Source organism: Mucilaginibacter terrae (assembly GCF_042679325.1).
GTDB lineage: Bacteria > Bacteroidota > Bacteroidia > Sphingobacteriales > Sphingobacteriaceae > Mucilaginibacter > Mucilaginibacter terrae.
Genome location: NZ_JBHTMJ010000016.1, coordinates 71,861 through 88,008 on the forward strand (window position 1 = coordinate 71,861; position 16,148 = coordinate 88,008).

Consider the following 16,148-nt stretch of genomic DNA (forward strand, 5'->3'; position numbering starts at 1 on the left):
TAAATAATAAAGAACGCCTGTCATCTAATACATGTAATGTAGTTTCCGCATCATTAAAAAGCCTCTATTACCGCTTAACCGAATTTTACATTAGTTCGGTTAACTTATCACAACTTTTAATAGTAAAAAACTTATTCCACAAGGTAATTTTAATTAACGCCTTTGTTTAGGTAATATGGCTAAAGCCTAAACATAAATATGATTTTTCAGTTACTTATTTAACGTTTCATAGTTCGTTATAACTAACTCAACGAGTAATCTGTAAATATGCTTTTAGGATCAACAGCTAATCATAATAACAATTTTACAGGCGCAGAGCCATTGGTTATCCAGCTTATTTTGCAAAAGCGCTATGCAGAAGCGTATCAACTGCTAATCAATCAACCCGCTTCAACAACTGCGCTTTACAATTTGGCACTTTGCTTGCACTGGAGCGGTAATTACCAGGAAGCCGTAAGTAAGTTAGAAATAATTCAGCTTGCCCCGCAAGCGAGCAACAAAAATCAGCTCAATAGCAATAGTGATTACAAAGAAATCAAAACAAAGCAAAATCAAACCCATGACTATTTGCATGGGATAAGCGAGGGTTACCTCAAAAGCTTTCCTGTTTTAGTTTATGACAGCATCGTTCGGCTTAAAACTGACTGCTGGTTACAGTTAGGCAATTATGCAAAAGTGATAGCCATTGCTACGCCAATTGCTCACAAAGGATACAAAAACATTACAGACGCATTACAAATAGCAGAAGCATCCGATGACAAAAGAATTTGACGAAATTAATAATGCCTACCAGCGCAATATGTTTGCAGCGGCGGGCGATAAGGTTGATATGTTGAGCTTATATAAGCAATTGCCCGATATAAGTATTACCAGTGACTATGAAGAGAGCCTGTACCATCTTGCGGCTCGTTTCACTGATGCAGATGCTATCCAGTTTTTAAAAGGAGCCGGGCTAAAACCTACTGCAGACAAGTACGGCAACACGGCCTTGCATGCGCTTACAAATACCCGTTTTTATTTCGACGACCCGAAACTGGATGAAGTAGCTGTGAAAATTTACGATACTGCCCAGGTACTGCTAAATGCTGGAATTAACCCTAAAAAGAAAAATGATTCGGGTAAGCTGGCCTATTTCGAAGCAGGATTACTCTATATGTACCCCTTTTTACAGGCTATGGGTGAAGCCGGCGTGAGAATGGATGTTACCGAAAGCGGAGACATGAACCTACTGCACGTTATTTGTGATAAATTAGGTAACCGGAAAGATATCAAAGGCGCCATACCTGCAGTTATGAAAACGGTAAAAGTACTGCTGGAAAAGGGGGGTATTGATATTGAAGATAAAGACGTTTTTGGCAATATGCCGCTTACTTATGCACAGCGCAGTGGTGTAAAGGAAATAGCGGCTTTAATTTCGGGCAATGAAAGTGATGTGGCTACAGGTGGGATGACCATTCATGAGGCTGTATTAAACCGAGATCCTGTCGCCGTAGAAGCATTAATTAAGGCAGGGGTTGATCTCAACGAAATAGCTGACCAGTACCGGCGTACGCCGCTCATGTTGGCTTGCGAGTATGCTTCTGAACCCTTAGTTAAACTATTGGCTGAAGGCGGTGCTGATGTGAATTTTAAAGCTGGAAACGGTGAAACAGCAGCATATTACCTACTTACCAAAGCAATAAGTAACCTGGGCCGTGGTATGAGCCAAATTAATAAGGATGTGGTAAAGATGCTGCAAGTGCTGCTGACCAGCGGGTTGAACGTAAATGCCGCTGTTGATAATGAGGGCAACACTGCCCTGAACCTGCTATGCCAGGCTGATTACTATTTGGCTGATTTGAATACCACCCTGGCCGAAGAGTTGATAGATGCCGTAGCCGATGTTAACCAGCCTAACCAATCGGGCAAATCGCCTTTGATGTCGTTTGCTGAGCGGGGAAAAGAAATGAAATATGCCATTGCAGAATTATTGCTGGACAATAATGCCGATGTTGGTTATGTGGACAAATTAGGCAATACAGCCTTAATTTATGCTGCCGGAAATCCCGATCAGATGTCGGGTAAAAGGATAGTTTCTTTGATTCTGGACAAAGATAAATCATCTCTGGAACGAGTAAATAATGCCGGGCAAACAGCAATGGATTTAGCTATTCAGCATAACAATGAGGCTGTGGTTAAACAACTCATGAACTAAACAGGAAAGCACTATGGATAATATGTTTTTAAACGCATGTAAAAATGCACAAAAAGGAATTGTACAGGCTTTCCTGAAAAAGGGTGGCATTAATGTAGATAAACGTGACAGTTTGGGTAATACGCCCTTATACTATGTTTGCAACAAAGGAGCTAAAGATATTGTCAAGTTGCTGATTGATGCTGGCGCAGATGTAAACCTGGCCAATAACAGCAGCGAAACACCGCTGCACATTGCCGCACGCACCGGCAGTAAAGAATTGATCAAACTGCTTACCGATGCCGGCGCTGATGTTAATGCCAGTAACCAAGGCGGACAAACATCTTTATTTTATGCAGTTTTGGCTTACAAAACCGAAACGGCCCTATATTTGATTACCCTGGGAGCCGATACTGCGGTTAAGGATAACGCCGGTTATAATGTGCTTGATCATGCTACGGCCAATGGAATGCGTGATTTAATTACGGCTGTTTCGAACGGAAGTGTAGCACAAAAAGATGACCATGGAAATACTCCGCTGCACCAGGCGGTCTACAACAACCAAAGCGAAACGGTGCGGGCGTTAATTCAAGCGCATGCCTCGAATATAAATGAACTGAATAATGACGGCGTTACCGCTTTGGTTTTGGCTGTAAATAATTTAAACATTCATTTGGCCGAAATGCTGGTTAAAAACGGAGCCGATGTAAACCTGCACCTTTTAAACGGTAATTCAGCCTTGCATTATGCAGCAGGTATGGGCAACCATCATGTAGGCAAAATACTGCTTAATGCAGGAGCCGACATCAATTCACGCAACAGTTTCAGCGAAACGCCATTGCTTGTTGCTGCGCAATGCGGGTTTAACGATTTTACAGCTATGCTTATTGAAAAAGAAGCAGACTTAAACGCCGTAGACAACGAAAGCCGCAGCGCCATGGACTTTGCCAGTGAACGCGGTTACACGGAAATTTTAGAACAATTGCTAACGGCTGGTGCGGATGGAAAGTAATTGCAGTAAAAATTGTAATTGAACCCAGGTTGCTACATTGCATATTGGTAAATATTAAAAGGCTTACCAATATGCAATGTAGCAATAAATTAGGCACCTTGCTTATTTTTTACCTCTGCCAGCTTGGCCAAAAGCGGCCCTTTATGTTCTAATGTAAAAGCAACAAATTTATCTTCTTTTATTGCTAAACGCACCACCATAGGCAGCCATGGATATACTTTACGGGCTAGCATTTCGAAAGTTGAATCGTCTTGAGCAGCAGCTAATGCTTTATTGGCGTAAGGTTCTATTTTCGGCCAATGTTCCGTAATAACAGGTTCCAGGGCACTCATTATTTTGTTATTTGGATCGCTACTATTAGCGCCGCTATCTTTGTTTTTAAGAGATGATAACATTAAACTTTATTTAATTAAATTTTTAGTTTCATTCCATTAACAAATAGCTTTTCCTTTAGTTTCAAATACAAGCAGCTATCCTTTGTTCGTTTGAGGATTTAAAAGATTAATTTTTTGATGTCTCTCAAGTATCAGCCTATTTGCAAACAAACGTCTGTATTTTTAATAAGCATATTTAAATATAGGAACAACCTCTTTTATTTAATTACATAACATGGTTTTGCAGATGTTGTTGAGTAGTATATTATTTTCCTTTTTAAATTACTTAAGTGTTATTTCAATCGAATTAGAGATCATGATTGCTTTCGATTAAATAAAGTAATTTAGCTTTTGATAAGCTGGAACGCCTGGTTTACCAATACCATAACAAAATATGAAAAGTGTGTACATTACCTCAAGCGGACGTTTCCTGCCTAATCAACCGGTAGAAAATGATCAGATAGAAAATTACCTGGGTATGCTTGGTGGTGCTCCTTCACGTACCAAAAACATATTTTTAAGAAAAAATGGGATTAAACGCAGGTATTATGCATTAAATAGCAATCAGGATACAACACATCGGGCTTATGAAATGGCGGCGTTGGCAGTTAAAGATTGTTTAAAAAAAAGTAACGTTAATACAGATGAGATTGACATGCTTAGCGCCGCAACCACCCAAAGCGATCTCCCGGTACCGGGTTTTGCCAGCATGGTACACGCCAGCTCAGGAATAGGGAGATGTACGCTGGCTTCTCATCAAAGTGTGTGTGCTGCAAGCATGATGGCTATTCAAAATGCTTTTTTGCAGGTAGGTTCGGGCTCATCGGCTAAGGCCGTTTGCTGTGCGGCCGAATTACCCAGCCGGATGTTTAAAGCCAAACGGTTTGCAGGCCAATCGGCACTGGCGGGTACAGGTGCCATGCTTCCATTAGAAACGGATTTTTTGCGATGGATGCTGAGTGACGGTGCAGGAGCCCTGCTGCTGGAAGATAAACCCGGCCGTTCAGGGCTTTCGCTGAAAATAGAATGGATAGAGCTGCAATCAAATGCCCATGCCTATGACCTTTGCATGTACACCGGATCCCATAAACAAGCTAACGGCAAGATCGGTAAAACTTGGCTGGATTACGATACCATAGCACATGCTAACGCCGATGGTGCTATTAACCTGAAACAGGACATGAACCTGGTTGATAACATGGTTAAATTAGGGATACAGCATTTTTTTGAATTAGTAGACGGCGGTAAATTTGACCCAAAAGCCATTGACTGGTTGGTTTGCCACTACTCCTCTCATCATTTTAAACCGCAAATTGCAGACCTGCTCAAAAAGGGCGGTGGAGAAATTGCGCCCGAAAAATGGTTTACAAACTTGTACGAAGTAGGCAATATCGGTTCAGCCTCAATATTTGTGATGCTGGATGAACTGCTGAGCAGCGGTAAACTTGAAACAGGTCAGCAGATTCTGTGCATGGTACCCGAAAGCGGAAGGTTCATATCCAGTTATATGCTGCTTACGGTACAGGGTTTGCAAAATCCTCAAGGCATGCAGCCTGATGTAGATATCACTACGATTCGTCCTCCCAGTATTAATTTTCAGGACAAACCAGTGCAGGAATGGCTGGTACGCCAACTTACCGGGGTTTGGTTTGATTTTGAGCGCGGATTACAACAAGTGCCGGTGGTGAAAAAAATATTGAGCGGCACCCTTACAATGGATGAGTATAAGCGCCTGCTTGTCAACTTGCGTCAGCAGGTAATTGACGGCTCGCAATGGATTGCCAGGGCCGCCTCTAATGTAAGCATGGAATACTTTGATGTGCGTTCGTCTTTTATACGGCATTCATCTGATGAGCACCGTGATTACCAGATGCTGGAGAACAATTATATTCAATGTGGCGGATTCAGAAAAGATATTCTTACCGGTAATAAGAACATAGGAAGCGAAGCGCTTAGCGCATATATGTTTCAGCGGGCCAGCCAGCCTAACCCTTTTGACCTGCTTGGCGGTATGTTTATTATAGAAGGTTTGGGCAATCGCGTATCTGGCAAATGGGGGCGCGCCATACAGCAACAGCTGAAGCTGACTAATGAACAGGTATCGTTTTTTATTTACCACGAAGTAAGTGACGCAAATGACAACCATTTCGAGCGGTTTGAACAGGCTATCCAGTCAGAATTACTGACACAGGATATCGCCGAAAAGATCATAAAAGCGGCAAAAGTAGTTGCAAGGCTATACATCCTTCAACTCGAAGAATTAGATAATTTTTAATAGAGCTATTTTATGTTACATACCAGGGAATACTACGAAGATATGGTAAACACACCCAGAAACCCGAGCCACTGGCACGCGCTGTTTCTGGATAAGAGCGTTCCGTTTAACCCAGACGCCAAAGCCGCGTTCCTTTACGACTCCTCTACCAAGAGCAGGCAGTTTTTGTACCCGGTGGCAAAGGTGCTGGCTCGTTTATCCATCATACTGATGCAGCTTTTCAAGATTGTGGTGCCCAACCTTATCAACGCCCCTAAAACCTTGCACCGCTGCTTGTACCTGGGCATGAAGTACTTTATTACACCGGAAGCTAACTTTTTAATATTGCGCCATTTCTACCTCGGTTCTGAGGTTTTAAGATTTATTAAAGATAATGTAGACGGGGCATCAAGTATTCCTATGAACCCGCTTAAACCGCTGGCTGTAAAGGACGTGCAGGAAAATATGTTTCTGGAGCATGATCTTAACCTTTACAATTTTATTATTAATCTCAATGTTGCAATAGCCGAGCAGGGATTACAAATTGCGGTTAAACCCATGCCCGATTTCAGCGCCATCAGCATGGGTGCCATTCCTTTTTCATCCTTCAGGAATAAGTGGACCAATGTAATAGACCTTGCTACCGCCATTGAGCTGTTTACACCGGCGTATCAGTTTTATTTAACGGATAACGATTTTTGGCGGGCTACCAATTCGTTACAATTGGATGAAGTGATCGGGATATATGCCGCAACTATTATGAACTGCCCCGAAAAGCTAACCGCGCTAAATAACAAGCACCCTATGATCCCATTACCCACATACGGTGCCGCTTTCAGGTTGTTGCTACATGGCTTTTCTACCGAGGTGTTACATGCCATGCTCGTTGAAGCAAAAGTTACAGCCACTTAAACCCGTACAACTGTTTAATTTATTCGGGCTGTGGAGAAAACAAAGAATGTAATGACCTTTATGATGATAGAGCGTATTCATGCGGTGTAACCGAATCCTTTAAATGGTTTGCAGGTGAACAAAACAACCGATATACAAGTCATCACAGTATGACAATCACTTCTCAAAATTTATGGCTAATACTAACAAACAACCCTGTTTTTTGTTAAAAATACAGCTTGATAAATATAACAAACTATGAAAATTTTACTTACCGTTGCATTTGCCACTATCTTATCTTTCTCTTTCCTGAAAACAACATCCGCACAAACCGAAGAAAATCGCAATAAGGTGCAGCTTACGGTCAATTATGGAGGTAAAACCATCGTCACCGACCTAAATTCGGTTAGCACTTCCCTTACACGCAACTATGATGATTTACCATCTGTTTCCACACTTAAAGATTCTGTTAAAAATAAACTTTCTGCTTATTATCCTGGTTCGTTTTACCTCACTGTAGATGCCAAAAAAATAAGTGATGAATTGCTGAAAGTATTTGCTAAAAAACAAAACCGTTTTAATGGCACCATCACCATTGTTGATACGTATGGTAAAAATCCAGCCCGCACTATTAAATTTACACAGGCCAGCCTTTACAGCTACTCGGATCAGTTGTCGTCGGCATCTTACAGTGATGCCTATGGCGCATCTGCCATTTCTTTTTTCTGTAAGGAAATATCAATTAATGGGATAACTATCGAGCAATAGTTTCCAAATAATATATCATTTATAACCAACGGTTACCTTTCATTACAACTAAGTATTAGATTAAATTGTTATTTTATAGTATTTGTTTTGCGTGGTTTTAAAAGTGCTGTTCCATTAAATGCATGTAATTTGTGTATAAAGCATATCTGTTTACCATTTAGGTTACGGATACGCATGTGTTGGAGAAATGGGATAGTGGAATGACCTGGCATTTAAAGATAAGGATGATCAAAAAAAGCATAGAAATTTTTCGTTCTACCTGTACGATTGTATTAATTGTTAGCGGCGTCAATGCTATTTTAAAGCAGCATGATTACCAAGTATATATACCGGGGCTTACTTAATGCAGATGCTTAAATTACCTGTGTGTTTCATGGCGTTCATAATTTTACTTGGTTTGGTGTCCTGCAGAAAAAAACGGGTAATCAATACCTCTTTTTACTATTGGAAAACAGTTTATGATGCCAACGCTACAGAAAGGCGATACTTTAATGCGCTGCATTGTCAAAAGCTTTACGTGCGGGTTATGGATGTAGATAAAAGCGACAATGGTGTTGTACCGATATCGCCGGTTACCTTTAAATCAGCATTACCTAATTCGGTACAGCTTATTCCGGTTGTTTATCTTGTTAACGATGTGCTCAAAAATCAAACCTCCCAACAACTGGACGACCTTGCCAGGAAGATCGTCTATTATGTTAATGGCCGGATAAAACCATCAGGCAAAACATCCTATAACGAACTACAAATTGATTGCGACTGGACCCGAACCACCCGCGATAATTATTTTTATTTGCTTACGCAAATTAGGGCTAACGCCAGCCTGAAAAATAAAAAATTATCAGCCACACTACGCCTGCATCAACTTAAAAATCAAAAAAACAGTGGCATACCACCAGTTAACCGAGTAATGCTCATGTGTTACAATATGGGTAACCTGCGCAAATACGGCCATCAAAATTCCATACTGGAGCAAAGCGAACTGGAGAAGTATGCGGGCAAAAATTTAGGTGAATACCCTATGCCCATAGATGTGGGGTTACCTGTTTTTAACTGGGTAGTGGTTTTTAGGCAAAAGCAATACGCAGGGATCGCTAAAAGATTGCACAATGACCGTTTTTTTGATAACAAAACTTTTAAAGCAAGCGGTAGCGACCTATACACCTTGCAAAAAGACTTGCCTCAATACGGGTTATTACGCGGTGATGAGATCAGACGGGAAAACCTATCGGCCGGTCAGTTGCTGTGTGCCGCCAGCTACATTCAGAAATATATATCATCAGATACGGTAAATATCATCTACTTTCATTTGGACGAACCGACACTTAAACATTACACCTATGAAGACATGGAAAAAACTGCTGCTGTGTTTCGTTAGCATTACCGGCTTATGCCTCATTAGTGCTGCCATAATTATAGCCTGTTCAGACGAGCCTGACCCATACGATTATTATACCTCTTTTTTTAACCCTAACATTCAAGGGGAAAAAGATTTTGGTGCATTTTACTTTACTGATTACCGTTTTACCTATACTGATGATGAACCGGTGAGCGAAGCTGCTATTAATGCCGCCGAATGGGCAAACTATTTAGGACAACCGGTTATAGCCGCCGATGTAGAAAAGATCATGTATCACCTGGACAGTGCAGGCAAAGAAAGAGCCTATCACTTTTTTGAACAGGACCCTCCTGCTGCCGATAGCCTTGCCTCAAGCAAGTTTTTATGGGCACTGAAAGACCCTGCGCGTGAAGGGGCTAAAAAATACTACCAGTTTGCACAACGTGCAGAACTACTGGGCCAGTCTAACTACAACTACTGGGAACCTGCACCGTTGGATACGGCTGGCTTAAAAACATTGGCAAGTGAGGCTTTGCAATCCGCAACAGAAGAAAGCGACCCATTCTTGAAACTGCGGTATTTTTACCAGGCGCAAAGGCTTAACCATTACGCTGCAAACTTTTCGGAAGCCAAAAATATTTATGACCAGCACATTGCCAAAACAAGCTCCAAAAGCCATATTAAAGGCTGGGCATTGGCGCTAAAAGCCGGAGAAGAACGACGCTTGGGCGATACCACACAAGCCGCCTACCTGTTTTCGAAAGTATTTGCCGAGTACCCCGAACGCAGACTGCAGGCATACCGTAACTACCATTACATTGGTGCGCCTTTTGATGATGTACTAAAACTTGCACGTACACCTGAAGAAAAAGCTAACCTTTATGCTATTAAAGGTTTTGCAAACTCAGAAATTGAAACCGATAACCTGAACCAGGTTTACAGTAATGCACCATCATCGTTCATGGTGGGCGTATTATTGGTAAGAGAAATTAATAAACTGGAGCAGTATTATCTAACACCGGCCCTTAATAACAATACCGACCAGTTTTATAGTAATCGCTCATTAGTTAAAACAGAGCCGCAACAACAAACAGGTGCAAAAAAATGGCTTTTGTGGACTGGGTTAATTGTTTTACTTACAGGTATAGTAGTATTATTTGCTGTATTTAAAAACCAACAGAATAAGCCGGGCATTAAAATAGCCGGTGGCCTTTTAACGTTGGTTGGAGCTGTTTGCATGGTATGGTTTTTTATGCACAAATCCAACGGCGCAGTGCAAGCGGAGCAATTACCACAGGGCAGCTTTTTTGTGACCATGCCCGATAGTGTGAAAACAAAATATGATGCCCACATTGAAAAACTCAGAAACTTTTGTACAAAGCTTACCAGCGATGCAAAGTACAGCGAACCGCAAATAGGGACATTAACTAATGCTTACCTGTATTTTATGCAGAACAAGCCCGACGATGGACTTGCTGCTTTGGATAAGCTGGATGGACAAACGCTCAACGCAAAAATAGGTGATCAAAAACAAATTGTTAACCTGCTTTTATCGGCTCAACGCATTAAACAACTTAAAGCGGTAGATGAAGCGTCGCTGCTACCTTCATTACAATGGTTAAATAGCAAAGTAAAAGCAGGTGGCAAACCCAAAACAGATGCATACCCTCCTCCACCGGATAGTCAAAACCAGTTTGAAATAACTCAGCGTAATTTTTATAATTATGTATTGGCACCGGCCTATTTACGCCAGGGTGATACTGCCAGGGCAGCATTGGCTATGCTAAACAGCCAACCCAACAATGGTCCGCAATACCGGGATCATATGTTTAAGCAAATGCCCGACTTTTGGTACAATTACCTGCACTCTGCCCAACTCAAACAAGTTATTAATTGGAAAACCCACCGCCCGGCAAATCCATACCTGGCATTTTTAAGTATGGCATTAAAGCAGGTAGACTACAGCAACCTATATGAACTGCTTGGCACCATACAACTTCGCGAACATCATTACCAGGATGCGGTAGGATCGTTCGGCAACGAAGATGCTAATCTCAAATTTGCCCGTGTGGATGAAGCTGGCATTTCAAACGGAAATCCTTTTATAGTTACTATTAACGATTACGGCCAACCCGACACAAGAGGGCTTAACAAGCTGCAGTTCGCTCAAAAAATGGCAGAATTGAAAGCCAAGCTTAAAAACGATCCTAAAAATGCGGATGTTTATTTCCAGATGGCAACCGGTATTTACAATACCTCTACTTATTGCGATTCATGGAATTTAATTTCGTATATATGGTCGTCGTATGATTTTGGCCGTAAGCAAATGTATTATTATGATGGCGATTATATTAAAACCTCATTTGCCAAGCAATATTACTTAAAAGCCCGTGAGCTAAGCACCGACCCGGAGTTTAAAGCCAAATGTACTTTTATGGCAGCCAAGTGTGAGCAAAAAGAACATGAAGCACCATCGTACATGGATAATTATGCTGCTTATGAGAAGCGTGAAAAAGCCTTTTTGAAAGCAATTAAACAAAACAGCCACTTTAAAGAAATGCAAGAGTACAAGGCTACAAGATTTTATAAAAGAGCCGTAAACGAATGCAGTTACCTGAGCGATTTTATAAAGTCGAACTAACTCATATTTATAATAAGAACCTAAAAATGCCTATTCTAAATAAGCTATTTTTAGGTTCTTATTTTGCGCTGCTAATGTTACATAAATGGTTGTTTTATAGCGGCTTCCGGCTATATCAACATAGGTAACCAAATAGCGTTTAGGATTTTTGTTGTCCTTTTTAATAACCAGTGTTTTAAGCAATTCCTTGTAGCTATCCTGTGCTTTAATAATGGGATCCGCATCGGTTTCCGTAGTAAGCTTAACGATCTGTTTTTGACAGGCCTCAGTGCAATAACGGCGTTTGAGCGCAGCAAGTTTTGCCTCCATAACGTTCAGGTCAATCTCCCGATCGGACGAAACGGATATATAGGTTTTATAAAATTCCGCCAGCATCATAATCCCTCTATCGGCAGATTGAGTTTGCGCTTTGGCTGTACATAATCCGGTTAATAGCAAAAGAATTATTGTAAGATTTTTCATAACACATTGTAATTTTTTAAATCCTTTTAAAGGATCTGATTACATAGTTAGGGTTAGTTTCTACCTTTCATCAACCGGCGTTGTATTACGCCATTGGCTTAACGAAATCAACGAATCCTGCATAACATCATAAAACATAATAGCGTGGGTTTTTGCTTGAACCCCGAAAGAATAATACGTTACATAACTGCCACCATTATCTTCGGCTACTTTTACCCAGTAGTAAGGTTGGGCTGCTGTTGGCGGTGTTTCTACATAAGTGGATAAATGTCTTTTACCCTTACTTTCTTTCGCTATCAGTGCACTTTTACGCTTCACTTCATCCAAATTCATAACCATATTAATAACCTGATCTTCCTCATTAATAACAGCCGGCTTTATAGCTTTTGGTTGATACTTTACGCCGTCCTTTTTTTGTGGCGATTGGCAGGCAACTAAAGTTATAGCTATTATCCACAGCAAATAATAATTGTTTTGATTATTAATTTTCATAAATTTCTTCTAAAAAGAATTAGAGGATCATATCTTAATTTATACCTTTAATTGGTTTAATATTATTTATTCTGTACGGCTCAATTGATAATTGTAAACCAATTTTCCTGCATCAGATACCACCATTACACCGTGTACGTAATCGGCTTCTTCACCTTTACGGTATTCTATGGCAAAGCCTTGTTTGTATTTAGCTACAGATGAGAGATAGTATTTGTCAGGAGGCAAGGCCCACAAAATTTTCCCGGTTTGTACATCTATACGCTGAATGCTCAAGGGCGGTTCGGGAGCGGCCGTTGTATTTACTACAATCAATAAGTTCTTTTCATCCTGATAAAGAATTACCGGACTAAAGTATTTCCTTCCTGGAGTTAGGTCGCGCTTTAATAGTTGCCCTGCCTCCTTAAAATATTTTATCTCTATTAACTGGTTAACTTTATGATGATCAAAGTAATCGCCCATGTAGCCGAACTCAAAATAGTGCTTGGCATTATATGCCTTTTTCCACACTGCATTTGCTTCCGCGTCGCTTTTAACCAGCTTGTTAATGGCTGGGAAGTAATGGTAACTTTCACCTTCGTTATTCATCACATTAATCATTGCTTTATCATAATCAAAGTCCAGCCGGGCTACACCCGAACTGAGTTGCGGATAATCTTTAAAAATACTCTTCGTTACGTTAATAAGCTTGTTATTCCTGGTATCCAGTTTTGATATTTGACTGTTGCAGCCAATCGCGTAGATCATATCGGGCGCATAAGTTTTAAAGGTCAATGAACAATCATTCTGGTTCTGGTCGTCGTTATCTACAATGCGGTCTGCTATCAGTTTACCATTAAGCGCATTGTTAAATTGGGCATGATATTCCTTTTCCGATTGGTTATTGCCTTTATCAATATAATCGGTGCCTAAGCGTAAATATACAGGTTCGCCTGTGGCCGTATTAGTGTAAACAAAACTCGAACGATAAGAACGGGGTATTTTATAAGTACTAATTGCGTTGTAAGAACTTCTTTTGGGCTGAAACAGCATGGTTATGAAATATACTACTGCTATAAAAGCTACCGCTCCAATAAGTATGTAAACTGGCAATTTAGTACTACCCGGCGGGGCCGAACTTTGCACAGGTGGCACGCGTTCATGATGATGATAAACATGCGTATCATCACTGTCCAAAAAGTATTCGGTTTGGCAGTTTTGGCATTGATAAAAATCCGGCTTTATTTCCTGCTTAGATGTGCTGCCACACTTAGGGCATTGTATCGCTTTAATATCTTTGGACATTTGATTAGCTAAACATTTAGTAGGCGATTTCTGTTTGGCATATATGAAATCATGCAAAGTAGCTACTCCTAATAAGTTTACCCTCTTAATAATGATCATGTTAAATTCTGCCGACATAAGTATGGCACAAGGAAAGGTTGCCGATTTTTATGCCCAGGCAGGCAAAGCTAATTTAATAACACTATGGCATGCGCCTAAAATATACTTTGTAGGCGCGCCAACTCCGTGGGATGATTTCCCGGAGCCTTTAGGGTTTATAGGTGCTAAGTATCAACGATTTTATATCCATTATACCTCCGTTAGCAAAGATCCATCCAACCCCTATCAATACCTGGTAAAAGGAAAGACCCGTGTTAAGAACAACATTTGCAACTTTACCGGCACCATTACGGTTAAACAGGCTAAAAAATACTTGGAACCCAACGAGGAGTATCCCCAATATAAATATGGTTACCTCATTTGCGAAATTAACCTGAAGGAAGATCCTAAACAGCCGGGAAGCGGTATGTTAAAGGGCAAATTAACCACAAACTGGTATATTAATGAACGGGGACAATTTGCTTACGACACCTTAATACCAGCAGATGGGTTTAGTAATAATGAAACTGTAGCCCGCTGGACTTCTTATAAGGGCGGTGCAAGCAAAGTTTGCAACTGGGGCGATTTTAAAATACCAGAAGCCGGTGATTTGGACTTTAGTGTAAGTGAATTAATGATTAATAAAAAGTATGTAAATAATGGATGGCAAAACTACATGCTATCACTGGATGCGGACAGCGGCAAACCTGCAGCTCTTAAAGCCAGAGCTGAAGAAAAGCGCGAATGGTGGAAATAATATTTAACGAAATCGATCTAATATGCAGTTCACTAAAATTATATCAGCAGGCATTTTTACCATAATAATGGTTTCCTTGGCTGGCTCAAGCACCTTGGCACAATCGCAAACGGCCATGAATATGGAAGCTGGTAGCAGTTATCAAAAAGCTGATAAAGAACTCAATATAGTTTATCAGAAAATTTTGAAGGAATACGCTGCCCAGCCTTTGTTTATAAAAAAACTAAAAGTGGCACAGCGCCTATGGATACAGCTAAGAGACGCCGAATTAGCAGCTAAATATCCGTCGAATGGAAGTTATGGATCGGTAGAACCCATGTGCGAATCCTTATATCTGGAAACCCTGACCAGAGAAAGAATTAAATTTTTGCGTGTATGGTTAACCGGAATACCCGAGGGTGATGTTTGCAGTGGATCTGTAAAAAGCAAGTAAGGTATTATATGGCAAAAAGTAAGCAGCAAGTAATTAGCGGGCCATCCGTTGGTTTTGCAGGTTATTTTTTATTAGGTTACTGGATATTTTTTGCCCTTGTACATTTCACTATAGATATTTTTATTGATTTATATACGGATGAAGACTATCTCAACGTATTTTGGTACGCTGCCGCAATCGCATTACCGTTCGCTGCTTACACACTGTATTTAGGTCGGCAATCGTTATTTACCAGTTGGTATATGCGCATTATTTTTCCGCTTATTATGTATGGATTGTATTTAGGCTCAGCTTACTTTACCATATTAAAGCTGGATTTGCTAATGAGTACTGCCATTAAGCCGGTAACCGAACAGGTATTGCCTGTTAAAAATATTCAGCAGGTTTATGCTCGTAAGGCAGGCTTTATTCATACCAATGTAACGTTGGTTTATCAACAACGGTTAGTAACTTTTGAAGGAACACGAACCAGCTACTTTTTGCTGAAACCATATAAAGCACTACAGGTAAAAATTGGGCGTTCATATTTAGGAAGCTACTATATTAACCACATTAATATAGCGGCTCATGAACGCTGGGCTGCCCGAAAAGCTTACTTTAAAAACTGGTTTGATCGTTATTACTGGCTGCTGATAGCATTTCCGTTATTGTTTGCTTTCGGCTGGTTAAAAGACAAGTATTTCCCCGCTTATGCGGCAAATTTAAAAGTAGTAGAAAAACCATACTATAAATTTTTTAAACGCTTATTTGTAATATTAGTAACACTATTTGGTTTGTTTATACTGGTGCTATTATTGGTTGGGCTGCCACCAGGCTAAATTTTCAAATGCGCTTTTAGTTGGGCAGGGCTGGTGTTTGCCAGCGTTTAAGATTAGTGAGCACTTTATTTTAATGCCGGTCTAAAACCGTTAAACAGGGTCAATACATATAATTCCTCGGGTAAAATTTTACAAATTTTTGTAAAACAATTCCCTTGCAAGTTAATAATCAATTACTTATCTTGCTTGTGGGTTAAACAACCAGCCTTATTGCAATTTACATGAAACACACTCACCCATCTTTGCGGCGGTATGCCGTGCTGCTGTTACTGCTCACCCTGTTTACGGCCAATTCGTGCCGTAAGGATAACCTCAATAATGGCTATGCTACCGGTATAGACGGTACGCCCATGAGCAGCACACAGTTTTTGC

At 40.5% G+C, this 16,148-nt stretch carries 15 protein-coding genes; 11 read left to right on the forward strand and 4 right to left on the reverse strand.

The genetic code is table 11. From position 1 onward, the window contains the following. The first annotated feature begins 267 nt into the window (after positions 1 to 267). The 3 genes from ACFQ3S_RS16120 to ACFQ3S_RS16130 are packed head-to-tail and all read left to right on the forward strand — an operon-like array spanning position 268 to position 3,185. A complete protein-coding gene (locus ACFQ3S_RS16120) occupies positions 268 to 771 on the forward strand; it encodes a hypothetical protein (protein ID WP_377166324.1) in 504 nt (167 codons plus the stop codon). Beyond that, complete coding sequence (locus ACFQ3S_RS16125; RefSeq protein WP_377166326.1) at positions 755 to 2,194, forward strand: ankyrin repeat domain-containing protein; 1,440 nt, start codon at positions 755 to 757, stop codon at positions 2,192 to 2,194. The genes ACFQ3S_RS16120 and ACFQ3S_RS16125 overlap by 17 nt, the downstream gene beginning before the upstream one ends. Positions 2,195 to 2,207: 13 nt before the next feature. Beyond that, positions 2,208 to 3,185 (forward strand): ankyrin repeat domain-containing protein, encoded by a 978-nt coding sequence (locus tag ACFQ3S_RS16130; protein WP_377166328.1) that lies wholly within the window; start codon positions 2,208 to 2,210, stop codon positions 3,183 to 3,185. Between the two features lie 89 nt (positions 3,186 to 3,274). Here the strand turns inward: ACFQ3S_RS16130 and ACFQ3S_RS16135 are convergent, their stop codons facing one another. Next, positions 3,275 to 3,580: a hypothetical protein gene (locus ACFQ3S_RS16135; RefSeq protein WP_377166330.1), complete on the reverse strand. Its 306-nt coding sequence runs from the start codon at positions 3,578 to 3,580 to the stop codon at positions 3,275 to 3,277. A 373-nt stretch (positions 3,581 to 3,953) separates the two neighbouring features. Here ACFQ3S_RS16135 and ACFQ3S_RS16140 point away from each other — a divergent pair, with 373 nt between their 5' ends. The 5 genes from ACFQ3S_RS16140 (at position 3,954) to ACFQ3S_RS16160 (ending at position 11,452) form a co-directional block, all read left to right on the forward strand. Further along, on the forward strand, positions 3,954 to 5,834 hold the full coding sequence (locus ACFQ3S_RS16140) for a beta-ketoacyl-ACP synthase III (protein ID WP_377166332.1): 1,881 nt from the start codon (positions 3,954 to 3,956) through the stop codon (positions 5,832 to 5,834). 12 nt (positions 5,835 to 5,846) lie between these two features. Next, positions 5,847 to 6,725: a DUF6999 family protein gene (locus ACFQ3S_RS16145; protein WP_377166334.1), complete on the forward strand. Its 879-nt coding sequence runs from the start codon at positions 5,847 to 5,849 to the stop codon at positions 6,723 to 6,725. A 237-nt stretch (positions 6,726 to 6,962) separates the two neighbouring features. Then, complete coding sequence (tssD, locus tag ACFQ3S_RS16150; protein ID WP_377166336.1) at positions 6,963 to 7,472, forward strand: type VI secretion system tube protein TssD; 510 nt, start codon at positions 6,963 to 6,965, stop codon at positions 7,470 to 7,472. Between the two features lie 373 nt (positions 7,473 to 7,845). Continuing rightward, positions 7,846 to 8,850, forward strand: a complete 1,005-nt coding sequence (locus tag ACFQ3S_RS16155; RefSeq protein ID WP_377166338.1) for a hypothetical protein — start codon at positions 7,846 to 7,848, stop codon at positions 8,848 to 8,850. After that, complete coding sequence (locus ACFQ3S_RS16160) at positions 8,813 to 11,452, forward strand: hypothetical protein (protein ID WP_377166340.1); 2,640 nt, start codon at positions 8,813 to 8,815, stop codon at positions 11,450 to 11,452. The genes ACFQ3S_RS16155 and ACFQ3S_RS16160 overlap by 38 nt, the downstream gene beginning before the upstream one ends. Positions 11,453 to 11,482: 30 nt before the next feature. Here the strand turns inward: ACFQ3S_RS16160 and ACFQ3S_RS16165 are convergent, their stop codons facing one another. The 3 genes from ACFQ3S_RS16165 to ACFQ3S_RS16175 form a co-directional block, all read right to left on the reverse strand. Beyond that, complete coding sequence (locus ACFQ3S_RS16165) at positions 11,483 to 11,914, reverse strand: hypothetical protein (RefSeq protein ID WP_377166342.1); 432 nt, start codon at positions 11,912 to 11,914, stop codon at positions 11,483 to 11,485. 60 nt (positions 11,915 to 11,974) lie between these two features. Continuing rightward, a complete protein-coding gene (locus ACFQ3S_RS16170) occupies positions 11,975 to 12,406 on the reverse strand; it encodes a hypothetical protein (protein WP_377166344.1) in 432 nt (143 codons plus the stop codon). A gap of 66 nt (positions 12,407 to 12,472) precedes the next feature. Then, a complete protein-coding gene (locus ACFQ3S_RS16175; protein ID WP_377166346.1) occupies positions 12,473 to 13,789 on the reverse strand; it encodes a hypothetical protein in 1,317 nt (438 codons plus the stop codon). Here ACFQ3S_RS16175 and ACFQ3S_RS16180 point away from each other — a divergent pair. Genes ACFQ3S_RS16180 through ACFQ3S_RS16190 form a run of 3 tightly spaced genes read left to right on the forward strand, consistent with a single transcriptional unit; the run spans position 13,782 to position 15,776 of the window. Continuing rightward, positions 13,782 to 14,525: a hypothetical protein gene (locus ACFQ3S_RS16180; protein WP_377166348.1), complete on the forward strand. Its 744-nt coding sequence runs from the start codon at positions 13,782 to 13,784 to the stop codon at positions 14,523 to 14,525. The two genes, ACFQ3S_RS16175 and ACFQ3S_RS16180, sit on opposite strands and share 8 nt — an antisense overlap. 22 nt (positions 14,526 to 14,547) lie before the next feature. Further along, complete coding sequence (locus ACFQ3S_RS16185) at positions 14,548 to 14,958, forward strand: lysozyme inhibitor LprI family protein (protein ID WP_377166350.1); 411 nt, start codon at positions 14,548 to 14,550, stop codon at positions 14,956 to 14,958. Positions 14,959 to 14,966: 8 nt separating this feature from the next. Then, entirely contained in the window at positions 14,967 to 15,776 is an 810-nt protein-coding gene (locus ACFQ3S_RS16190) for a hypothetical protein (RefSeq protein WP_377166352.1), read from the forward strand. Positions 15,777 to 16,148 lie beyond the last annotated feature (372 nt).